The organism is Xanthobacter nonsaccharivorans (assembly GCF_043194755.2).
Taxonomy (GTDB): domain Bacteria; phylum Pseudomonadota; class Alphaproteobacteria; order Rhizobiales; family Xanthobacteraceae; genus Xanthobacter; species Xanthobacter autotrophicus_G.
In genome coordinates this window covers 4120503-4141879 of record NZ_CM195526.1, presented here as the reverse complement: position 1 = coordinate 4141879, position 21377 = coordinate 4120503, and the positions used below count along the sequence as shown (strand labels likewise).

Annotated in this window: 17 protein-coding genes; 2 read left to right on the top strand and 15 right to left on the bottom strand. The window is 63.7% G+C overall.

Going from position 1 to position 21377, the window contains the following annotated elements; all coding sequences use genetic code 11:
• Positions 1–11: 11 nt before the first annotated feature.
• From V5F59_RS18915 to V5F59_RS18900, 4 genes are all read right to left on the bottom strand, one after another.
• Positions 12–1742 (bottom strand): alkyl sulfatase dimerization domain-containing protein, encoded by a 1731-nt coding sequence (locus V5F59_RS18915; protein WP_509211112.1) that lies wholly within the window; start codon positions 1740–1742, stop codon positions 12–14.
• A gap of 33 nt (positions 1743–1775) precedes the next feature.
• Positions 1776–1958 (bottom strand): hypothetical protein, encoded by a 183-nt coding sequence (locus V5F59_RS18910; protein ID WP_393976653.1) that lies wholly within the window; start codon positions 1956–1958, stop codon positions 1776–1778.
• Positions 1959–2098: 140 nt separating this feature from the next.
• The gene (locus V5F59_RS18905) at positions 2099–2932 is read right to left on the bottom strand and encodes a hypothetical protein (RefSeq protein ID WP_393976652.1); all 834 of its coding nucleotides are present in this window, start codon (positions 2930–2932) and stop codon (positions 2099–2101) included.
• A 281-nt stretch (positions 2933–3213) separates the two neighbouring features.
• Positions 3214–4722 carry a DUF1254 domain-containing protein gene (locus V5F59_RS18900; protein ID WP_393976651.1) on the bottom strand — a complete coding sequence of 503 codons (1509 nt, stop codon included), beginning with the start codon at positions 4720–4722 and terminating at the stop codon, positions 3214–3216.
• A 343-nt stretch (positions 4723–5065) separates the two neighbouring features.
• Here V5F59_RS18900 and V5F59_RS18895 point away from each other — a divergent pair, with 343 nt between their 5' ends.
• Together V5F59_RS18895 and V5F59_RS18890 are read left to right on the top strand one after the other, a co-directional pair.
• Positions 5066–5971, top strand: a complete 906-nt coding sequence (locus V5F59_RS18895; protein ID WP_393976650.1) for an AraC family transcriptional regulator ligand-binding domain-containing protein — start codon at positions 5066–5068, stop codon at positions 5969–5971.
• 162 nt (positions 5972–6133) lie between these two features.
• Positions 6134–7495 carry a tyrosine-type recombinase/integrase gene (locus V5F59_RS18890; RefSeq protein WP_006023603.1) on the top strand — a complete coding sequence of 454 codons (1362 nt, stop codon included), beginning with the start codon at positions 6134–6136 and terminating at the stop codon, positions 7493–7495.
• A 306-nt stretch (positions 7496–7801) separates the two neighbouring features.
• Here the strand turns inward: V5F59_RS18890 and V5F59_RS18885 are convergent, their stop codons facing one another.
• The 11 genes from V5F59_RS18885 to V5F59_RS18835 form a co-directional block, all read right to left on the bottom strand.
• The gene (locus tag V5F59_RS18885; RefSeq protein ID WP_006023604.1) at positions 7802–10906 is read right to left on the bottom strand and encodes a DEAD/DEAH box helicase; all 3105 of its coding nucleotides are present in this window, start codon (positions 10904–10906) and stop codon (positions 7802–7804) included.
• Between the two features lie 11 nt (positions 10907–10917).
• A complete protein-coding gene (locus tag V5F59_RS18880; RefSeq protein ID WP_006023605.1) occupies positions 10918–11154 on the bottom strand; it encodes a DUF2158 domain-containing protein in 237 nt (78 codons plus the stop codon).
• A gap of 277 nt (positions 11155–11431) precedes the next feature.
• The gene (locus tag V5F59_RS18875; RefSeq protein ID WP_006023606.1) at positions 11432–11872 is read right to left on the bottom strand and encodes a ubiquitination-like system serine protease family protein; all 441 of its coding nucleotides are present in this window, start codon (positions 11870–11872) and stop codon (positions 11432–11434) included.
• On the bottom strand, positions 11869–13041 hold the full coding sequence (locus V5F59_RS18870; RefSeq protein WP_006023607.1) for a ThiF family adenylyltransferase: 1173 nt from the start codon (positions 13039–13041) through the stop codon (positions 11869–11871). Before V5F59_RS18870 ends, V5F59_RS18875 begins: the two co-directional genes overlap by 4 nt.
• Positions 13016–13762 carry a multiubiquitin domain-containing protein gene (locus V5F59_RS18865; RefSeq protein ID WP_006023608.1) on the bottom strand — a complete coding sequence of 249 codons (747 nt, stop codon included), beginning with the start codon at positions 13760–13762 and terminating at the stop codon, positions 13016–13018. Before V5F59_RS18865 ends, V5F59_RS18870 begins: the two co-directional genes overlap by 26 nt.
• An 81-nt stretch (positions 13763–13843) precedes the next feature.
• The gene (locus V5F59_RS18860) at positions 13844–17245 is read right to left on the bottom strand and encodes a UvrD-helicase domain-containing protein (RefSeq protein WP_006023609.1); all 3402 of its coding nucleotides are present in this window, start codon (positions 17243–17245) and stop codon (positions 13844–13846) included.
• Position 17246: 1 nt separating this feature from the next.
• Positions 17247–17789 (bottom strand): hypothetical protein, encoded by a 543-nt coding sequence (locus V5F59_RS18855; RefSeq protein ID WP_250173605.1) that lies wholly within the window; start codon positions 17787–17789, stop codon positions 17247–17249.
• A gap of 32 nt (positions 17790–17821) precedes the next feature.
• Positions 17822–18679 carry a response regulator transcription factor gene (locus V5F59_RS18850; RefSeq protein ID WP_006023611.1) on the bottom strand — a complete coding sequence of 286 codons (858 nt, stop codon included), beginning with the start codon at positions 18677–18679 and terminating at the stop codon, positions 17822–17824.
• Positions 18676–19755, bottom strand: coding sequence for a nucleotidyl transferase AbiEii/AbiGii toxin family protein (locus tag V5F59_RS18845; RefSeq protein ID WP_006023612.1), 1080 nt, complete (start codon positions 19753–19755; stop codon positions 18676–18678). The genes V5F59_RS18850 and V5F59_RS18845 overlap by 4 nt, the downstream gene beginning before the upstream one ends.
• The gene (locus V5F59_RS18840; protein WP_393976649.1) at positions 19752–20549 is read right to left on the bottom strand and encodes a DUF6088 family protein; all 798 of its coding nucleotides are present in this window, start codon (positions 20547–20549) and stop codon (positions 19752–19754) included. Before V5F59_RS18840 ends, V5F59_RS18845 begins: the two co-directional genes overlap by 4 nt.
• A gap of 108 nt (positions 20550–20657) precedes the next feature.
• Positions 20658–21287 carry a DUF6088 family protein gene (locus V5F59_RS18835; protein ID WP_006023614.1) on the bottom strand — a complete coding sequence of 210 codons (630 nt, stop codon included), beginning with the start codon at positions 21285–21287 and terminating at the stop codon, positions 20658–20660.
• Positions 21288–21377 lie beyond the last annotated feature (90 nt).

Sequence of the window (21377 nt, the reverse complement as noted above, 5' to 3'; positions counted from 1 at the left end):
CGCCCCACCAACTATGGCGTCACGATATTGAACCAGAAGTCGAACTTATCGAGAAGGCCAACAAATTCGACAACCTTGTTCTGGTTGCCGTCAATCTTGACGTGGCCCTCCTGAATGGCATCGCTCAGCTTCGTCTGTCCGAGATTGATGTCGTCCAAAAGGCTGCGATTCATGGTGACCGTGGCATCGGCCTGGTTGTTTTGACGGCCGAGGGTGTAGTTCATGACGCCGTTGGTGACCGAGAGCGTGAACTCTTGATGCACATCGGGCATGACGAAGTTGAGGGCGATCTCGGTCTGCGCCGCCTTCGGATGGTTCAGCAGCACGGCCAGATAGTCGAGGTAGATGCCGAGCGGCAGCGCGCGCACCATGTCGGGCGAAGCGGTGTCCGGCACGGCGGCCTTCACCACACCCTCGCGCAGTTCCTTTGCGCCCGACAGGTAGAAGTTGCGCCAGGGGCCGCTCTCGGCCTGATAACCCATCTGCGTGAGCGCGTCGGCCAGCAGCTTTCGGGCCGCCATATTGTTGGGATCGGCGAAGACAACGTGGTTCAGCGCAGTCGCGACCCAGCGATAGTTGCCGGCGGCGTAGTCCACCTTCGCCTTCGCGATCACCGCATCCGCTCCGCCGGCATATTCGACGAACTTCTTACCCTCTGCCGCGGGCGGAAGCTCATGAAGCTGGGACGGATTGCCGGAGAACCACCCGAAATAGAGCTGGTATTGAGCCTTTGCATTGTGGTTCACCGAGCCGTAGTAGCCGCGATCGGCGAACTTCTTGGCGAGGCTGTCGGGCAGCTTCATCTCCTCGGCGATCTCGGTCATGGTCTCGCCCTTGTTCGCGAGGCGCAGCGTCTCGTCATGGAGATAGCGGTAGGTGTCCCGCTGTCCCTTCCAGAATTCGACGATCTCCCTATTGCCCCAGGTCGGCCAATGGTGGCTTCCGAAGGAAACCTCGACCTCGCCGCCGAAGCGGTTGATGGTATCGTTGATGTACTTGGCGAACTTGTCGCCGTTGCGCACCTTCGCGCCGCGCAGCGTATAGAGATTGTGCATCGTGTGATTGATCTCTTCCGCCTGCATCATCGCCTTGAACTTCGGGATGTAGAACATGAACTCGGCCGGGGCCTCGGCGCCCGGCGTGTTCAGGAAGACCATGTCGACGCCATCGACCTTGAGCGTGGTCGGGGTGTCCGAGACTGTGACGGTGGGCTCCACGATGCTCAGCGTTCCCGCCGCCGTCGTGGTGCCGAGCCCCGAGCCGAGCGTCCCGGTCGGCCCCTTCTTGAGCAGGTTGCCATACATGTAGCTGGCGCGCCGGCTCATGGCGTTGCCGGCAATCAGGTTCTCGCTGACCGCCTCATCGAAGAACCCCTCCGGCGCGATGACTGGAATCTTGCGCGCGGCGACCTCCTCGGTGGTGAGGATGCCCTTCACGCCGCCGAAATGATCGGCGTGGCTGTGGGTGAAAATGACCGCGGTGATCGGCAGGTTCTCGACCTTCTCTCGCAGCAGCTTGTAGCCGGCCGCGGCCGTCTCGTTGGCCGTGAGCGGGTCGATGACGATCCATCCGTTGTCGCCGCGCACGAAGCTCATGACCGCCAGATCGAAGCCGCGGATCTGGTAGATGCCCCCCTTGACGACCTCGAACAGGCCATGGATCGCATTCAGCTTGCTCTGGCGCCACAGGCTCGGATTGGCGGTGTTTGGCGCATCTCCCTTCAGGAAATCGAACTGCGCCATGTCGTAGATCACCCTGCCGTCCGGCGTGGTGATCTACTCGGCTTCCAGCGTCGCGATCTGGCCCCGCGTCGCGTTCTGGAAGTCGGTCTGGTCGGTGAAGGGAAGATAGTTGAGGAGGGCCTTGTTGGCATCGATCGTCGCTTTGCTGGCCTCCTGGCTTGACGCGCAGCCGATCGATCCAAGCAGCACGGCCATGACGAGGCAGGGACGCTTCATTTCGAGCTCCTTCGTTACCTATCTTGTTGAAATTGCCAATTGCGCCCGCTGCGACAATGAACGCGTGTGGTCGCGTCGAATACGCGAGGCGTGTCTTGGGCCGGGTCGGTGCCCGAGCCGAAAGTCATGTCGTGCGCCGGTCAAAAGCGCCACGCCATGGCGAAAGTCGGACCATGCATGATTGTATTGTAACGAAAGCTTCCGGTCGTCGTCCCGGACGCCTCATAATCTTCATAGAGGTAGCGATAGCCGAGCGATGTGGAGAAGCTCTTGGTCCACATGTAGCCGACGCCCAGATACCCCGTGCTGGACAGATCCGAACCGACGCCGAATCCGCCGATATCGGCGATGGCGTTGACGAACCACTTCTCGTTCAGCTCCCAATGAGCGAAGAAGCCTAGCGTCGGATCGAGCCACCATTGCCGCGCGCTGGCCGAAATGTCCGGAAGCGGGCCGAGGCCGCTCCAGGACAGGGAGCCCTTGACGCTCGCATATCGGAGGCCGCCCGTGATCGCGAAATCAATGTCGGATCGGCCGGTCGGCAGCATGTAACCCACCGCGCCCATCGCGATGAGCTCGGTGATGCCGGCGCCGAGCTCGCCTCCAAAGGCGCCGATCGGCCGGGAGGCCGAGAGCTTGGCGAAGACGACATCCGCAAGAAGAAGCCATTCGCCGTTGTCGGCAAAGACGGATCCCATCAGCGCACCGTCGAGATGCTTCAGCACCTCGGAGAACGGCACGTCGACGGAGGTCGTCGGCAGGTTCCTGATGCCGACATCACCCGTCAGAGATGTCGCCCAGCCGTAAAGCGTCACCTGGTACTTCCACTCCGAGGCGGACGAGGCCTGCTCGGAGGGCCGGTCCGGTATGGGAGGCATCGGCATGTCCGCCGCATGGGCCAGGCCTGCCGCAAGGCCGATGACAGCCACACCGACCGCCGCATGCACCAACGTCCCCGTACCCGCACTTGACATGACGTCTGTCTCCATCCCTCAGCGCATCGGAGCTGCTGCCGGATGCGACAGCACACTTGCCGCTCCCGAACCGATGCCTGCGCTGAGCCCCCATCCTGCCGATGCAAGGAACGGGGAACCCCTTGACTGTTGTGATGCCCTCTTGCGTGACGCGCCTATTCGGCGACCTTGGGGTGAGTCGTCCATGGTATTTTGTCACCGCCAATCAGTCTGATTCTTCGGAGGGGGCGGGGCTTACATGCGCAGCGCTCCATCCGTCGAAGCGCCTGATCCGGGCGCTGTCATTGCCTCTCGAAGTCGCCAGGTTTCCAGCTGAAGTTGATCGCGGGCTCTTCCGGGCCGTAAAGCCTCAGAATGGCGAAGAAGCCTTTTCCCGGCGCGGTCGGCAGCCAGTTCGCCTCTTTGCCCTTCGGCGCAGTGGGACCAACATAGAGGTCCGTCGTGCCGTCCGGATTGGGGACCGGCTTGTCCCGCGAGCCGAGGGAAGGGAAGCGGCGCGCCTTTGTCGCCAGCCCGGAGGCATTGGCCGCGTCGTACAGCGTCAGGGACCAGAACAGCTTCGCTGGTATGTTCGCTGGCAATGTCAGCTTGTAGGAATTATCCCCGGAAAACGGCGCGCCCTTGGCGTCGTTGAAGGCGATTTCATAGGCTGCGCCGCGGCCCGGAATCTGCGAGACCATGCCCGGGCTGATCGAATAATAATCGGTGAAGAACCAGACGCGCGGCGCGATCGCCGTGTAGCCATGCGCCTTGTCGCGAAAGTCGAGGCTGAGCGGTTTTTCCGGGCCGGGATAGGCGGCATTATTGATGGGATTGACCCACTGGCGATCCGGCCAGACCAGATAGGAAGTGTTGTCGACCCCATTGCTGAGCCCGACTACGCGGCTCATCTTGTACGCCGTCCTGGCCGCGGCTTCGAGGATCGCCCGCGTCTCGCTGCCGGGATTGAATGGTTTGCCGGCGACGAGACCGATATTGGCGAGAAGGCCCAGCCCGTCGGCGCTCGCGAGATCTGCGCCTTCTCGGTCGAGCAGCCCCTTCAATTGCTCGAAGGCCGAAAAGTTCGAGCGCGGCAGCATGTTCACCGGAACGCCAGAGGCGTCCGGGAACGTCATCGGCTTGCGCTCCGCCTCCGGCAGGTTGAGCGGGTAGATCTTGGTCTTCTCGAGGTGCTCCACCGCCGGCGTGAGGTTGTTCGGATCGTCGTAGAAGCCGCGCAGGAAGATGAAGATGTTCTTCGTTCCAGAGCGGTAGACATAGTAGCCGTCCGGCACCTCGCCTTTATAGTCCGGCGGCAAAACGAGGAACTTTCCGCCCTTGCCCTGGTCGGGTCCCGGCAAGCCGATGTCGCCGAAATATTTTCCGCCGTCGACCGGAATCGGCCGCTGCCAGAAATCGAGGAGGATGCCCTGCAGGTCGGACGGGGCGTCCAGCGCGATCGGACCGGTCTCGCCCATGTCGACATAGCTCATCGCATAGAGCACGTCGGAATTGGGCGTGGTGACCAGGGTCTTTGGGTCGAGCCGTTGCTTCCAGATCGGCAGCACGTTGTAGCCGACACCGAAGGTTGCCTCCGAGCCATATTTCATGCCGAGCGTATTGATTAGCGGCATGGCCCACAGATAGGCTTGGGTGGCCTGCTGGAAGGCGAGCTCCTGCCTCAGCTCGGCGGCTGTCCTAGCCGTGGGGCGGCCCTCCTTGAAGGGCACATTCGCTTGCGCCCGAAGCCCGCTCATATCCGCCATGGCGGCGCCGCTGACAGCTGCAGCCGAACACATGACGATGCTCACGAGCAAAGCCTTTCGCGTCATAGGGTCACCTTTCGTGGCACGCCTTCGGCTTTATTATGGTTGATTTGCCACTTTCTTCATTTCTATTGCAGATGAACAACTCTCATACACATATGACCTGTTGGGGGGGGCGGGTTTTGTCACAGACACATGGACGCCCCGCTTACGCCGACCTAATGTGATGTTAGGTTAGACGAGGCGGGCGTCATTATCATTTTGCGTCAATGGATCGATATCGCCCAAGGGGCAGCAGGCATCTTTGCGCGCCCAAATGCCCTGGCCGGCGAGCCGCTATGCTGGAGGCGCCAATGGCTTGTCGTGGCCGGGGAGTCCGTCCGCGCCGATGGAAGGCGTGCCGAAGCTCCATGTTGAAACTACGCGAGTGCTTGCGATGAAGAAATCCGGATTGGTCCCGCTCGTTCGTGCCAGCGGGTTCGGCTCGCTACCGCAGCTTCTCGAGGAGCGAGCCAGCGAGAGTGCGTTGCTGAAAGCCCTCGATAGCGAAGGCCTGCCCATGGCGGTGCGGGAACTTGGTGGCATGCCGGTTCCGGCGCGGGCGCTGATTGGCCTGTTCTCGCGCGCCGGGTCCCTGCTCGGCGACCGCACGCTCGGCCTCCAGATCGGCAAGCGCATGTCATACGTGGGATTTGGCCCCTGGGCGGTGCGCGCTTCCATGGCTCCAAGCCTTTACGATGCGATCACTCAAGCCAATTCCACCAGCCAGGCGCATGCGGCCTCGACGTTTCGCTTCGAACTGGTGCATGAAAATGCGCATTTGATATGGAGGGTTACTCGCATTCGCACCCTGCGTGGCGACATCCACCACAGCGATCATCAGATCTTCCCGATGGTCGACTTTGCGCGCTCTTTTCTCGGCCCAGATTGGCGGCCGGACTGGATCGAGGTCGATTATGCGAGGGACCCGGGCGCCTTCAACATCGAGCGCATCTTGGAAGCACCTGTCCGGTTCGGCCGCCCGGGTATTGGGGTTGCCTTCTCTCGCGAGCAACTGGCTCGGGAACGGCGTGAGAAGCCAGATCCCTCGGTAATGGTGAACGTTCTGCCGCGCGCCATCTATGATGACGTCATCCTGCCCGACGCTCCCGAGCCCGTGCGGTCATTCTCGGCGATCGTCGCTCTTCGTCTGATCGACGGGCACGCCGATATCGACGGCGCCGCGCGCATTGCCGGAGTTGGCGTGCAGAGACTTCAGCGCGACCTTCGGAGCAATTTAGCCTGCCTATCCTAAATGCACGACAGGGCACGCTACAATGCGATATGTAACTGAAGATACTAGACAATTCGTATTTCCGCGCCGAACTGTCTATCCAGAATTTCGCTCCGATATCCATCCGGTTGCTTCCGTGGTGCTTCCGCGGAAGCAGCCCCTCACTAGCGAGGGGAACACCTCATGGCAAAGCTGACCAAGCGGATCGTGGACGCTGCCGATGTTCGCGAGAAGGACTATTTTATCTGGGACGACGAACTGCCCGGTTTCGGCCTCCGCGTGTTCGCCTCCGGCAAGCGCAGCTACCTCATCCAATATCGCGCTGTTGGACGCACGCGACGCTACACCATCGGCCTGCATGGCGTGTGGACGCCGGAGACAGCCCGGCAAGAAGCGAAGGTCCAACTCGGGCGCGTCGCGCGCGGCGACAACCCTTCCGAAGAACGTCAGCTCGATCACAAGGCCATCACGGTCAAGGAGCTTTGCGCCCTCTATACCGCTGATCTGAACGCGGGCCTCATTCTGGGTAAGGGCGGGCGACCGAAAAAGCCCACCACCATCGTCACCGACACTGGCCGTATCGAGCGGCACATCATCCCGCTGATCGGCGCGCGCCGGGTCAAGGATCTCACCAAGGCCGACATCAACAAGGTCTTGAAGGACATCATGGCCGGCAAGACGCGCGTCGCCGTCAAGACGAAAAAGCTGCGAGGAAAGGCCATTGTTCGTGGTGGCGCGGGCACCGCCACGCGCACCGTCGGCCTATTGGGCGGAATCCTCACCTACGCTGTCGATGCTGGGATTATAGAGGTCAATCCGGCGCACGGCATCAAGAAGCCCAAGGACAATGTTCGGAATCGTAGGCTGACCGAGGCGGAGTATCGCACCCTCGGGCAAATGCTTCGCGATGCCGCGGCGAACGAAAAATACGCCATGACCGTGGACATCATCCGGCAGATCGCGCTCACCGGCTGCCGCCGCTCGGAAATGATCTCGCTAATGTGGATCGAAGCTGACACCGACGCGAGCTGCATGCGCCTGGTGGACAGCAAGGAAGGTGAGTCCATTCGTCCAATCGGATTGCCCGTCGTCGAGTATCTGGAGGAACGGCGCAAGACCGCAGCGGGCACCTATGTCTTCCCAGGTCAGGGCGAGGACCATGCGTTCGGCAGCTTCCCGAACCATTGGGAACAGATTTTCAGCGACAGTCCGCTCGCCGGCGTCACCCCGCATGTCCTGCGTCACAGCTTTGCCAGCATCGCCAACGATCTCGGTTTCACCGAGGTGACCATCGCGGCGCTCGTCGGCCACTCCAAGGGCTCGGTGACGAGCAAATACATTCACACGCTCGACACTGCGCTCATCATGGCCGCCGACACGATCTCCGGTTACATCCAAGGGCTACTCGAGGGGATCGAATTCAAACAGACGGCCTACGCATTGGATCGTGATTCTCGTCGAGCTGCGCTTGACCTCTTCCTGACCAAAGCGGTTGGAGAGCCGGGGAACGAAGCCGAGGACGAGGAGCGTCGCTTGGCAGCTTGAGGCTTGCGATCAGCCACTGGTCGGCGAGCAATTCATCGCCGCCCACGATGCAGTCGAAAAAGCTTTTTGAAGAAATCGACGATCTTCGGTTTGGCGCCATCGGCGACCAGGTCATTTGCTCCGAACCGGCAGACCATCCTGACACTCCTGCACACCGAGCGCAGCCGTAGCGGCGCGTTGTCTCGTTCGACCGCTTGATCGCCCGCTGCCGCATTGGCTCCGCCAGCATTGGAGACTTTCTGAGGCAGGAACGTCTCGCAGAGGGGGCATCTGACGCAATCGCCTCACGCCCCCGTTGCGCGCAATTTAGGGCACATATACTTCAAGGATCGGGGCGGAAGGCGCCACCGCTTCGGCCCGACGCTTGGCAACGCGCTTCGCCGCATCGCGGACAAGTGCAAGCTTGCGCCTGTCCTTGTCCACGCATGCCAGAATTTGGTCATCAGTTGCGGCGTCGATCTGTTCGGGCTCACAGAGCTGCGCGGCGGCCAAGCGGCAATAGTCGCCCCGCAGCAAATCGGCTCCAGCGAATTGGGCGAGGTCGACGGCGGCGCTGGGCACGCCATATGTCAACCGGATCGCCAGACGTCTCACACGGTCACCGAGATCGAGCGTGGGGTGCAGGATCTCGGCGACGCGAGCCGCGACCGGCATCAGATCGCAAGTCCGCGCTGCGACCGCGCGTATGGGGCCGGCGGCGCCGCCAAACGCACCACCGAACTGCGTCAGCACGCGCTCGATCTCGCTCATGGCACGACCGGACACGAACAAAAGACAAGCGACCGCCTTCTTCGCACGCAGGGTCGCCTGATGATCTTCTGTTGTCCCGCGCTGAAGCGCGTTCAGGACGTGCCACGGCACATTCTGCCTCTGCAGCTCGTTGGGCCATAGCTGAGGCTCTTTCTGCGTGCTTTTTCGGTTGATCGGAAAAAGGAGTTGATCGACCTCGACCGTCGTTTGAGCTGCGGCAATCAGGACGGGATCGCTGATTTCTTGGGGCTGAAGCGAGCCGAGGCAATCTACGAGCGCGACGATGGACCCGACCTCTGCCGCGCTTTCGCCAGCGAGACGGCCCAGCTTGGTCAATTCATACGCGCCTGTAGCGTTCTTCTGCACCAGGCCGTGGCGTTCCAAATCCGCTAGGGCCGAAAGCAGATCCGGCCGGCTCCACTGCCACGCGCTATGGGCGCGCCGGGCTTGGAACGCGCCGAAGCTCGATTCCAGAAATTCGACAATCTCCTCGCTCGGCACGCCTTCGCCGGCCGCTCGTTGTGCCGCGACTAGGACGCGGATAATCAGGGAGCGTGGGTCGGTTGTACCGTCGAGGAAGCGGGACACCAAGTCTTCCGGCTCCGCGGTCACGTATCGCGACCACAGATCATGCTCGGCGCGCGGATCGAGCGCCAGCAGATACGAAGCTCCCTTCTCGGCGAAGCCAAGCCTTCCCGCGCGACCGACTAGGTTCTTGTATTCGGCTACCGAATAGGGCTCGTCGCCGGGATGATTCAAGCCGGCGATGATGACCGATGACGCGGGCGTGTTCACGCCCATCGCCAGCGTCGTCGTGGCTGCGATGACGCGCAGGCCCGAGCCGCTACGGCGAAATTCTTCCTCGATGACGCGCCGCTCTTCGCGGTCGAGATCCGAGTTGTGGAAAGCGACGCCGCGCCCCAGCGCGCTCCGCAAGTCGGCGCTGGCCTGCGAGGGATCGCCGCCGGGCATCTGCGTCAGCGCCTCGGCAGCCGGAGGCAATCCGAGCGACTCTGCGAGATAGTTGGCGCAGCCGCGGGCTTCGCCCTTGGTTTCGCGAAACACGATCACCTGCTGGCCTTCGGCGACAAGCTTGCGCACCAGCGGGATGATCCAATCCTGGCTGGATCCTTTGCCGCCGACAAGACGCCGAACGAGCGGCCCCTCAACCTGCTCATTGCCATTCTCCGGGTCAAGAAAGCGGAAATGCCCGGTGCCGAGCAACAAGCCCTCCTCAAGCGGAACGGGCCGCTCCGTGCGCCGCAAGAGCCGCGCGCCGAGCCATTGCTCAAGGCCGTTCGTGTCCCCGATCACAGCCGAAAGCGCGATCAGTTGGGGCTCGATCCCCTCACGCCGGCGCATCCGGATGAGCGTCAAAATGAACTCCAGATTCGCGCCGCGGCCACGGTCGGCGATCATCTGCGCTTCGTCGATCACGATCGCGCCGACCTGCGCCAGCACATGAGGGAATGTCAGCGCGATCGCGGCGAACTTCTCATAGGTCAGGAGACCGACATCGTATTGGCCCCGCAGCAGAGGCGCGATGTCGTCCGTCTCGCCCGTCGCTTCCACCGTGCGGACCCCGAAACCGCCATAGACGCTCTCGAAGTGCCGCCGCTTGTCTGCCACAAGGGCCTTAAGCGGCAGCAGAAACAAAGCCCGTTTGCGATCCAGCACGTTCCGGAGCGCCGCGAGCTCGCCCACCATCGTCTTGCCCGAGGATGTCGGGGCCGACACCACCAGGTTCTCGCCGTCCAGCACGCCGAAGTCGGTGATGGCGGAGATCTGAAGCGCATTCAAGGACGGGATCGCTCCAGCCCAGGCGGTGACAAGCGCGTCGGGGAAACCGGCCGACGAGAGGCTGGCAAGATCGGACGTCACCTTGGCAGGCAGACGCGCCGGGAAGGCCGCCCGATACTTAGCGCCCGGCACGAACACGGGCCACGCGACATCGCCGTCGATGCTCCCGCGCATGGTCGGGTTCTGCTCTTTGCCGCCCTGCAGCGCGGCCGCCCGGACGCGGCTCGTGACATGCTCGAGGAGGCGGTAGAGCGAGAGCTTGCCGCCGCTCACGACTTCCTCGGCGCCACATAGCGCCTCAAGCAGAAAGTGGGTCAGAAAGCCGTGCCCGAACCGGCGGTGCTCATAGGCGGGCTCGGTCGCCGCGGAGGCGGTGAAGATGATCCGACCAGCGCCGCCAAGCTGAGCCAGGCGCGCTTCGGCGGACAAAAGGCTGCGCGGCTTCGCATCGACGTGCAGAACCTTCGCCCCAATGCCGCCGGAAAAACAACAGTCGAGGAACAGGATCAGGCGCTTTGCCGGTATCCGCGAGAACCATTCCTGCAACAGCTCGAGCGGGATCGCGGAGCCGGCGAGATCATCTGGATTCGCGTCGTGGGTGACGAGCTCATGTGTCTCCGACCCATGGCCGGAGAACGCGATCACCACCGTATCCTCGGGGCCGCAGCCGGCCAGGTCGGCAAATGCGTCCTCAATCCGCTGCCGCGTGGCCTCCGCATCTGCCAGCAAGACTGTGCTGCCGCCCAGCGTGTCGAAGAACAGTGCCTCCAGCGCCGTCGCGTCGCGACGCGCGCAGGTCAGCTCATCAATGCCGGTCGAGCTATAACGGTCGATGCCGATGAACAGGCCGCGAAACGGCATGAGGCACCACGCTACGCCCGAACGACGCCGACGGAGAACGCGGCTCGTGGCTTCTCAGCCTTCTCCAGCACGACCGGCGCGAACGTGTCTTTCCGCGCGACCTGCTTGTTGCCCACCTTCTCGAACCAGACACACCAGACGGCATCCTCCTCCAGCATGGCCGTCTTCCCGACCTGCTCGACCGTCATGATCGGCCCGCCTGACTTCACCCGCACAAGATCGCCGGGCTTGAATTCGGTAGCATCCATTCTCCACGCTCCTTCTCGATGCCTATCTGTCCTCGCCAGGCACCGGAGGAGGTCGCAAGAAGCTCGCCCACGTCCCCACCACCATGAGTGGAGACGCGCACGTGCTAGGAGATCGCCCCATGCCTAACATCAATATATGGTGTGTCGGTCATTCCTTGCACAAGGATTTCGGCGAAGACCGTGTAAGCTCCTGATAGATGTTCTTGATTTGTCTCTTAGGGCTGCGCTGCGTTCCGAAGCGGGATAGCCCGACGGCAACCTGCCGTCGGGCCTATCGTCACGATCTGCCAGATAGCCAACGCCAGGCGCGGCGCCAGAAGCCGGGAGCCGCCTTGACGGGAGCGGGCTGAACGGCAAGTTCGATCGCTGGCGTCTGCCCGTAGAAGCGCGCTTTGGCAGCGCGGTCACGACGACGCTCGGCTTCGACCTGCTCGTCACTCCAGGGGCCGGCCTCGATCACCTTGCTGCGGTCGATCACATAGTGTGACCGGCATTTCAGCGTCCAATTGCCGATCGACGGCCGAAGGGAGACGGTCTCGCCATCGAACGTCATCTTCCAGTCCGTCGGCGTGAAGGGGGCGACGACCTCCTCGCCGCAACCGCAGCAGCAGCTGTGGGCTGATGTGGCATATTCCATCGAAACATAGAGAATGCCTGCCTCAAGGCGCTCAGGGATGTGTTCGACGAAACGATGTTCGAGTCGCTTGTGCCGTATCACGCGAGATCCCCGTTGATCAGCATGTTGCCGTCGGTGGTGTAGGTGCAGTGATGCTCGCGCTCGAGGTCGCGGTAGAAGCCGCGAATCTTCTTCCACTTGACGACCGCGAGGACAGCATTCAGGGCGTTGAGATCCGCGACCTGGATGTTGGAGGCGTAGATGTCCTTGGCGCCGCCGCCGACGAAGGAAATGCGCTGCCGCGCGTGATCGCGCTTCTCCGGCGTACTGGCGGTGACGCGCAGGATGCCGCCCAGCGACCCCTCGTCGAGCTCGAGCCCCATGCCAACATCGACGAACGCGGCGCCGATCGCCTCGAGCTTCTCTACGATCAGCCGCTTAGCGTCACCCGCATCGAGGGACAGGAACGCGAAGGTGACGCCGTCGAGAAGGTGAATGTTGTCGACGCCGAGCGCGACATCGTGCGCCACGATGTTCCGGTGCATCCGGCTGTAGATGCGCTTCAGGTATTCGACCTTCTTGGGCGCTTCCCGCAATTCCTCCAGGCTCGGAGCGCCCGGCGCGCGAAACGCGTTATGGGTCAGGAACTCGTCGCTGTCGAACAGCCGGATTTCCCGGACAGGCGTCTTGGCGACGAAATCCAGGATGTAGCCGCCGGTCCCCCCGACGCCGATGATGGCGACCCGCTCGTTGACGAGTCGCTCGGTCAGGACGCCGATCCCGACACGGTCGGAGGCGGTCTCGACATAGTTGAAGACGCTGTCCTCCTCCTCTTCCGGTTCGCGGAAGGTGCGAGGCGTCGCGCCGGACTTCAGCACTGCGGCCGGGCCCGCGAGGATATTCGCGTAGCTCGTCATCTTGTGGTGGTAGTCCGAGTAGCCGCCGTCTGGCTTGCTGGAGAAGCTGTGCGTCGCCTTCAGGCCGTGGCCGAGATCGAAGGCGCCGGCCGCATGCGAGATGCCCTGGATGGGCCTGCCGTCGGCGTGGCACGGGAAATCGCCGTCCCAGTGGATGACATGGGTGTCGGGCGGGCGCGTCTGATCTCCGGCCAGCGTGAGGCTGGAGATGAGGGTGCCGATGCGCACCTCCCGGCGCGCATCGACATACGGCACCTCGCGCATAACGAGATACCCGCCCTGCTGCTGGACGAAGTAGCCTTCGTCCCGCAGCCGCTTGAGGTCCGGATTACGACTGAACAGTGCGCGTGACATTGAACACCGTGCCCTTCTTCTTGACGTCGACGGAGCCGCCAACCCCGAGCTCACCGGCGGGCGGCGTCGACGCCGCGTGCCGATAGGTCATCGAGAAGACGACGTTGGGTTCGTGCTGGCCCGGGAAGGCGAGCTGGACGATCTGTTCGAACGTCACCGTGCGGGCGTTCACCGTGCGCGGCCGCGAATTGACGATGATCTCGAACGTCAGCCGCGCGGTGATGAACCGCTCGATGCCGGGCTGGACCAGATCGATCAGCTCGCCATGCTCGATCAGGCGATCTTCACCGCCGGGAACCTCGAGGAAGACGGCCTCCCCCTCGCCGGGCTTGGCGAGGCCGTAGAGCACCGTGCCGCTGATGACCGGCTTGCCCCAGAGCAGCTCGTGGTCGTTGAGGGTCAGCTTGAAGTCGCGGTCGGTCTGGAAGGCGATGAACCGCTCGGCGCCGCGCTCACGCAGGTCGAACGGCTCGTTGAGCCTCACATCCTCGAAATCGCCCGAGGGCAGGATCGCGATGAGGCTGTAACCGTCCCGCGGGTCGAGTGCCGCGGCTTCCAGCAACTGGCGGCCGAGCGGCACGGGATCGCTCACCACACGGGACTGGAAGTTGAGATCGCCCTGCGCGAGGAGAAAGCGATACCCCCGCGCCGGACGCAACGCCCGGCCTTCGCGCAGGGCGTTGCCGAGATCGTCGTAATCAAGAAGTTCTTCGGTGTTCATAAGATTGGGTCCTTAGGTTCGGCCGAGGCAGCGCCGCGGCTCTAAGGGTCCAATCGGAGCGAGGGAGGCCGACCGGTAAGGTCAGACGAACTTTTTTTGCAAGGGGCCGTCGGGGGTCTGCCCGCAGATGAAGAAGGCCGGGCAGTTCGGGCAGGTGCGCGACGAAACCTCGGCCGGAAACCGTCCGGCGCGGATGTCGCCGAGAAACTTTGCGAGCTTGTCCTTGCGCCCCTTCAGCTCCCGATCGGACAAGGCAAGCGCATGTGCCTCGCCGTCGGAAAGATGGACGAGCTCTGCGACCGCGCCGGGAAAGGACTGCCTGACCGCCAGCATCAGCGCCGCCGCGCCGACATCCTTGCCCTCGGCCGACCGCATGTGACCCGTGCGAATGCGGCGCACGGCGCGGATGCCGTCCGGCCGCACCAGCACCTCGTCCGGCCGAACGATGATCTCCTCGCCGCCGAAACTGAGGCTGAGCGCGACCGGCGCTTCGGGGACTGCTTCGGCGCGGTTCGCCAGGAAGAAGCGCAGCATTGCCAGCGCCAGATCGCGGAATTCCGCGCGATAGCCGTGCTCGCCGAGCCCCTCGCCGGCGAGCGCCGCATCGATGCGATCTTGCAGCGCCTGCTCGGACACGGGTCCATCCGACGCGATCACCGCCTCGACCACCACGCGAACCGCCTCATGCAGATGCATGAAGGCGGTCGCGGTTCGCCGGCCGCCGACCTGCAGGACATGCGTGTAGAAGAAGCGACGCGGGCAGGATTCATAAAGAGCGATCTGCGGGGCGCCTAACCGCAGCCGTCCGTCGACCACCAAATCGATATCCCGAGCTTCCGCGGCCACGGGAAGCGGCCGTGCCGGCACGAGCGAACGGCGTGTTAAGGTCGCCCCGAGACGGTCGAGGAATGGCGAAAGCGGTCGGTTGTGGCCGTTACTCTTCTCGGTCGGCGCATAAAGGATCAGGCGATCGCGGGCGCGCGACTGCGCCACGTAAAATAGGCACTCCTGCTCCTCGGCCTGACCTGCGCGGAACGCCTCCAGCGCACTGCCCTCCGCCCCCGCGATCATCCCGTCGGGCGCCGGACAGGGCGGCGCCGGCGGCGTGCGTGGGATCGTGTCGCTGTTAAGCCCAGGAATATGGACGCCACCGAACTCTAGGCCCTTGGCGCCATGGATGGTCATCAGCCGCACGGCGTCGAGATGCTGGGCGGCCGCCGGCAATTGGCGCAGGTCGCGGTCGTCGCCGAGCCGCACGAGCCTGCGCACACGATCGAGCAGGCGCGTGATGGGCAGCCCGCGTCCGGCCGGTTGTACCCGCACAAAGTTGAGGAATTGCCAGATCGCGATGCCCCGTGTGCGGTCGGCGAGATCCTCCGACGCGCCCAGGCGCGCGGCGATGCGTGTGCGATCGAGCAACAGCGTCGCGAGCACGGTCCAGGGCGAGGCCGTCTGATCGAAACCATCGAGCGCAGTCGCGAGCTTGGCAACGGTCTGCCGCCCCCTGTCGCTCAAACCGGGGATCGCCTCGCCATGCCGCAGCCAGCCCGCCGGCGCGTGCTCGGCCGCCCGCAGATGGTCGAAGACCGCGACCACATCGGCAAAGGAGGTGGCGAAGTCTCGCCAGCAGGCAATGCGCACCAGGCCCATGGCGCGCCGATCGACCAGGATCGAGAGGAGAGCCAGGAGATCCTTGACCTCACCCCGCTCGAACAGACTTCCCAGGAAGAGGACCGGCACGCCGAGCCGTTCCAGGTCCTGCCCGATCGTCGACAGCTTTTCGTTGCCGGTGCACAGGACCGCCTGGTCACGATAGGCGTAGCCGTCACGCCGCAGCTCCTCGATAGCGTCGGCCAGGGCGACCTGCTGCTGCTCGGCGCGCTGGACCGTGCGCAACTCGGGCCTATGTCCATTGGCGTCGCGGTCCGCGTCGAGGCCACTATCCGCATCGCCGGCGCGCATCGTGATCGCGAAACTGGAGAAGCTGGCGACAATCTCCGGCACCGAACGATAATTACGCTTCAATCGACCGCGATTGCCACCGGCGAAGTCCTCCTTGCCGAACCGGGTTATGTTGAAGGATGAGGCACCGCGAAACCGGTAGATCGACTGCTTGGCGTCGCCGACCATCCAGAGATTGCGGCCGTCGGGCCGCAGTGCGCTCAGCAGCCGCACGCTGCTGCGGTTCACGTCCTGATACTCATCCACCAGGACATGATCATATTGCGCCTGCAGCGCCGCGCAGATGGCCGCCTCCTTTTCGAGCAGTTGCACCGGCAAGGCGACAAGATCGCCGAAGTCGATGCAATGCGCGTTGCGCTTGAGCTGTTCGTAGGCCGCGTAGACGCGGGCAACCTCGCCGGCGCGTTCCGCCGCCTCGCGCGCATCCGAGTCCTGGGCTTTCGCCTGCATGGCGTCGGCGAGCGCGGCGTAGGTTTCGGCGTCGACCACCTCATCCTTCGCCCGCGATACGGCGGCCAACATGTCGGCAATGATCTGGGTCGGATCGTAAAGATTGCGGTAGTACGCGAGCCTAAGCCGCGGGAACTCCCCCTCGAGGAGTTCGACCGCTTCGGTCCGGTCCATCATCCGCGGGTCCTTCGGCAGGCCGAGCTCCGCATGGAAACGACGGATGATATCGAGGCCGAAGGCATGGAACGTGCCGATCCACATCGCGGCCGCAGCCTCGGGCCGCTTGCGCGCGATCCGCTCGGCCATCTCGCCCGCTGCCTTGTTCGAAAAGGTCAACAGCAGTATGCGCCGTGGATCGACGCCCTCGCCTAGAAGGCCCTCGACGCGCGCGATCAGCGTCTGCGTCTTGCCGGTGCCAGGCCCCGCCTCAAGCAGATAGGCTTCGCCGCGATGCGCCGCAGCGGCCGCTTGCAGCGGATTGAGCGGCCGTTCGACATGCGCCGCAGTCGCGGCGGGAGGCACGGGCGGCAGCAGCAAAGCATCGAACAACTGCTGCGCGACGACCTCGAACGGCGCGCCGAGCTTCGCGGCGATGGCGGACGCGGCGAGCCCTTGGTCGACATGGAGCGCCCGCGCGACGGTGCGCGGAAGCAGCAGTTCGCGCGCGAACAGGTCCATCTGGACTTCGCGGCGTTGCCGGCGTCCATAATCGACAACCCGATCCATTCCGACTGGTGAGGGCTCGGCCGGGCGTGCCGGATCAATCATCGGCGCCGCTTCGCCACCAGGATCGTCGCCCAGCTCGACATGGCCGATCTCATGCGCCACGAGGAAAGCTTGCTCGAACGGAGAGCCCATATTCTCGTGAAGAATCAGATCGTCGGCGGCGACGAAAGTCGCGCGGCCGCCATTGAGGACGGCTGCGCCGGCGGCAGTCCGTTCGACATCAATCCCCCGCCGCTTGGCCTCGGCGACAGCAAAGTCATAGGGCGACCAGGGATCGGCGCCGGATGCAACGAGGCGAGCGTGAAGCTCGGCGGCGACTTGCCTGGCGAGCTCCACACTGTCCATGTCAGTCCGCCTCCGCCAACAGCCGGGCGCGCTTCTCGGCCGGGACGCCGGCATCGATCAGCACTTGCTCGAAGGTGACCTGCTCGCCGGCCACCGGTTTGCTGTCGGCCTTATAGCTGCGCGCGACAATCAGGTGCGCTGGCCCCCAGGACGACTCCAACTGTGCGACAGAGCTGCGCATCGCATCCGCCAATATCGCCAGGAAGCGTCGCGGGATACTGACGAGAGAGACCCGCCGTTCGCGCAGTGCGGTCACGACCTGCCGGGGCACGTCCAGACGCTGCGCGACGGCGCGCCAGTCATCGACCGTCAGCGCCGCGAAAGGGTCGGCTGCTGCCGCCGGCATAACCTTCGCGTGTTGCGACCAGGCAGCGTCGATCAGCGCCCGATCGGTAGCAGAGAGGGGTGCGGCATCTTCATAAGCCTCGCGGCTGAGTTCGCGCGAGAGGTCGATGAGCTCCCCGGCATATTCCGGGTATAGCCGCAGATAGCGTTCCAAGGTCGACCGGCCAGGCTCGCTCTCGACCGCGAACGCGTCGAGCACGGCCTCGCGGGATGGACGTCCGCCGCCGGGGCTCACCGCTCGTCTCCGTCGGCCATGGCAGCTCGCAGGGCGGCGAAGGCCTTGTCGCGGTAGGTTCGGACGGTCTTTTCGGAGCGGCCCAAAGCCTTGGCGATGGTCATGACGTCCGGCTCCTTGGAGTCGATGGGGAAGCCCTGTCTCAACATGTGAATGATCCTGCTTTGTTCTGTCGGTAGAGCTTCAATCGCTGCATCCAGGCGCGACCGGTAAGACGGGTCGTCGAAATCCGACACGGCGAAGGGATCGTGGGTCCCTGCGGCCGCCTCGACCTCCGGTGACAGTTCTCCGCTCTCCTCGTCATATTCGAGGGGCTGGGAACGGTTTTCGTCGCGCCAGGCCTTTTCCTGCGCATCGCGCCGCAGGCTCGCTAGCGCGCCATCGAAGCGCACCTCGAAGTAGTCGACCTTTTCGTCGTAGGCGGCGCGGTCCGCCGAAAAGAGCTCGACGAACCGGCCGAACACCTTGTCGCGCACGACCCCGCGCGTCAGCGATTCCGTCTTTCCATCGGAGCTTTCCGCCCTGGGCAAACTGCGCAGCACCCGTTCGGTCAAGATCCGATAGAGGCGCTCGAACCACACCTCGTTGTTGTCGCGACGGCTCGCGCGAATGAAGTAAACGAGACATTCGCTCGGGACGTAGCCCGGGTCCGAGCGCTTGGTGATTTCCGCCCTGGCGATCAAGCCATCACGCGGCAGGACTGCCAATTCGGCGATGAGGGCTTCTATCTTCGGGTCGCGCTCGTAGAGTTCGCCGCTGAGGCGGCGTTTGCGCAGCGGGGTTACGATCGCTTCGCCCGCGCCACGCGCGTCTGCCTTTTGCCCGGTGTCGAAAGCTCCCTCCAACTGGTTCATCGCGCGGCCCCGCCTCCCGTATCGCCCTTCTTGTTGAGACGCGTCTCGAGCGAGCCGATGCTGTCGAGCACCGCCTCGAAATCCGGTGGATCGCCAAAGATCATGCCCTGCATGGCCCTGTAGTCGACGCGCAGTTGCTCGATCATCGCGTCATGCGGGGCGAGTGCAAACGAGCCAGGCGCAGCGCTCGCGAGATCGAAGTCCGGTCGATTGAAGAACATCCGGGCGTGCGCGACGCAATCCGCACCGAGCGCCGGATCAGCGATGGCGGCGGCGCCGACGCGGGCCGCGGCGAGCTGGTGCAGGTCATAATAGTGACGGGAAACGCGTTGGCCGCCCCCGCGCAGCTCGCCGCGCTTGTCGAACCAGCGCCGCAGCCCATGGAGGATGACAACCTTGTCCCAGAAGGTACGTTCCGGATCGACCGTGCGGACGGCCGGCACGGTCAGGTCGAGCGCCGGCAGATCATCATCGACATAGGGTTTGATCGGCACTTCGCTGTTCGGATCGAGCGCGGATTTCGCGCCCGACTCGATCTTGATCGCTGCCCGCACATAATCCGATCGCGGCGTCGCCGCGGGATACCAGATCAGAAGCGTCTGCCCGTCGGGATCAGCGTCATCGGCTTCCACTCGGGCCGCGCCGGCATCGAGGCCGGCAGCCTGAAGCCGGTCCTGCAGGATCTGCGTCAACTCAGCCCGCAGCGGGCCGTTGATGTAGGCTTGGCAGGCGTCCTTGATCGCATCGAGGCGCGCCCGGCGCTTTTTGCTACTCAGCGCTTCGAGCTCCTCGATGGTCGCCGGCTCGCCGATGTCGTCCCGAAACACCGTGACATCAATGTCTTCGGAGAAGCGATTGATCAAACCAAACCCTTTGGACAGGGAGGTTCCACCTTTGAAGAGGAGGCGGGGTCCGCCCTCTTTCAAGCCATTGAACAAGGCATCCAGCGTCCAGCAGACCCAGAAGTCCTTCTCGATATTCTGAGACGCCGTGCCGAGGCGTAGCGCCGTCGTATCGAAGGCGCTCAACATCGCGTCCGACCCGGCCGCGAGAACCTCGTCGAAAGCCGGATTCATGTCTTCACCGCCCGGGCTGCACCGCGCTTGGCAGTTTGTGCCTTCTGCGGGGAGAGCGGCTTTCGCTTGGGCCGGGCGACGGCAGCATGACGCTGATCATCGGCATCGTCCGCCGTTCTTTGTTGATGACGATCATGATCAGCATCATCACGATCATCATCGACGTGCCGACGACGAACGCCGGCGTCGCTTTCAACGAGCGGCTTGAGAAACACCCACATCCATGTCGGAAGAGCTGTCATACCGGCAGTGAGATCCGCTTTGAGGGGCGGTCCCACCGTGGGATCTTCGAAAAGATTGGCGAGCTTGCGCCTAACCTGATCACTTTCTCCTTCACGAACCAGGAGATCGCGCAGCCAGTGAAGCGCTTGGACGACGCGCATCGCTGGTCGTCCGGCCCAGAATAGCTTGCTGGCCGCGGTTGGACGGAAGGTGATCGTTACGTTGCCGAGCTTGATCGCGCGGCGCCGAGCGTCGGTGTGCACCACGATTTTGGCGGGGACGGCGTCAGTTAGGCCCAGATCGTTCGCCGCGGTCATGCCGTCGACAAGCATCCGGGTTTGGTCACGTCGCCCGACGGCGTCGATGACTGAGCGCGGATCAGGCGGATTGGGTTTCTGGGTGAGTTTGTTGAAGCCAGGCTGATCGTAGAGCCCACGATCAATCCGCCTAAGGATTTCGACCTTCGTCAGCCGCTGCAACGCCTTATCGACCGCGTCCCGCGAGGCGAGATCGACGAAGTCACTGGGCGTCCAGACCTTGCGTGGCGCATCCGCACGGATGCGCTCGAGCATGGCTTTCTTCAGAGCGGGCGAGTCGGTGTTCATGTCCGAAAATTGTAGTCCTTTTTCGGACGCGAACCAAGTGGATTGTCCGAAATAAATATACAAATTTCGGACAATCTAAATAGGTAGGCCGCCCACCTGAGAATGGCTCCTTCGGCCGTATGCAACTTTGCCGACCGTCCTGGCGAGCCAGCTCGGTAGCTGGGGCGCGACCGCGACGAGTTCGCCGAACGTGGAAGACGGCAACTTGCGCTTCAACGTCATCAAGGCGGCTTCTGCCTTTTCCGGCCCCAGCCAGGCGAGCGCTCGCACCGCCTGTCCGGCGGGCCGATCGGCCAGCGCCAACTGCCAGCGCGGCGCATGCCGCAGCTCGACGACCTGCTGGCCCAGATTCATCGTCCGGCTACGGCCCGATGTCAGATAGACCGACCGGACCGGCACCTGTGTCGTGAGGCCGAGCGCGTTAGCGGCCGCGGCACCGTTCGACACGATGGTTTCGCCGCGCTGGAGCGCGAGGGCTTCGACGGCCTTCTCGACGGAGGGCGCGCGGACGCCGAACCGACTCGAAACCGGGCGCAGATAGACGCCGCGCCCGGCACGCATCAGCCGGCCACGTTCAGCCAGTCGCGACAAGGCTTGATCCACCGCGGCGCGATTGCCGAGATGGAGCAGGCTCTTCGCCGCGATCGGAGCGCCCTCGGGCAAGCCCTCGGTGTGCGCCAGAATCTGTTCGGTCAGTCGTTGCACGGCACTTCTCCTGTCAGAAATATATGCGGTTTTCTGACAGTTTTCAATCTCCCCCAAACCGACTGGAAGGGCCAGCGATTGAGAGGGGGC

Bases quoted from the DNA above. Each gene is read 5' to 3' on its own strand.
- V5F59_RS18845 (WP_006023612.1), bottom strand. From the start codon at position 19,755: ATGAATCCGGCTTTCGACGAGGTTCTCGCGGCCGGGTCGGACGCGATG.
- V5F59_RS18885 (WP_006023604.1), bottom strand. From the start codon at position 10,906: ATGCCGTTTCGCGGCCTGTTCATCGGCATCGACCGTTATAGCTCGACC.
- V5F59_RS18865 (WP_006023608.1), bottom strand. From the start codon at position 13,762: ATGAACACCGAAGAACTTCTTGATTACGACGATCTCGGCAACGCCCTG.
- V5F59_RS18850 (WP_006023611.1), bottom strand. From the start codon at position 18,679: ATGAACCAGTTGGAGGGAGCTTTCGACACCGGGCAAAAGGCAGACGCG.
- V5F59_RS18905 (WP_393976652.1), bottom strand. From the start codon at position 2,932: ATGTCAAGTGCGGGTACGGGGACGTTGGTGCATGCGGCGGTCGGTGTG.
- V5F59_RS18910 (WP_393976653.1), bottom strand. From the start codon at position 1,958: ATGAAGCGTCCCTGCCTCGTCATGGCCGTGCTGCTTGGATCGATCGGC.
- V5F59_RS18840 (WP_393976649.1), bottom strand. From the start codon at position 20,549: ATGCTCGAGCGCATCCGTGCGGATGCGCCACGCAAGGTCTGGACGCCC.
- V5F59_RS18895 (WP_393976650.1), top strand. From the start codon at position 5,066: ATGGAAGGCGTGCCGAAGCTCCATGTTGAAACTACGCGAGTGCTTGCG.
- V5F59_RS18890 (WP_006023603.1), top strand. From the start codon at position 6,134: ATGGCAAAGCTGACCAAGCGGATCGTGGACGCTGCCGATGTTCGCGAG.
- V5F59_RS18880 (WP_006023605.1), bottom strand. From the start codon at position 11,154: ATGGATGCTACCGAATTCAAGCCCGGCGATCTTGTGCGGGTGAAGTCA.
- V5F59_RS18915 (WP_509211112.1), bottom strand. From the start codon at position 1,742: ATGGCGCAGTTCGATTTCCTGAAGGGAGATGCGCCAAACACCGCCAAT.
- V5F59_RS18860 (WP_006023609.1), bottom strand. From the start codon at position 17,245: ATGGACAGTGTGGAGCTCGCCAGGCAAGTCGCCGCCGAGCTTCACGCT.
- V5F59_RS18870 (WP_006023607.1), bottom strand. From the start codon at position 13,041: ATGTCACGCGCACTGTTCAGTCGTAATCCGGACCTCAAGCGGCTGCGG.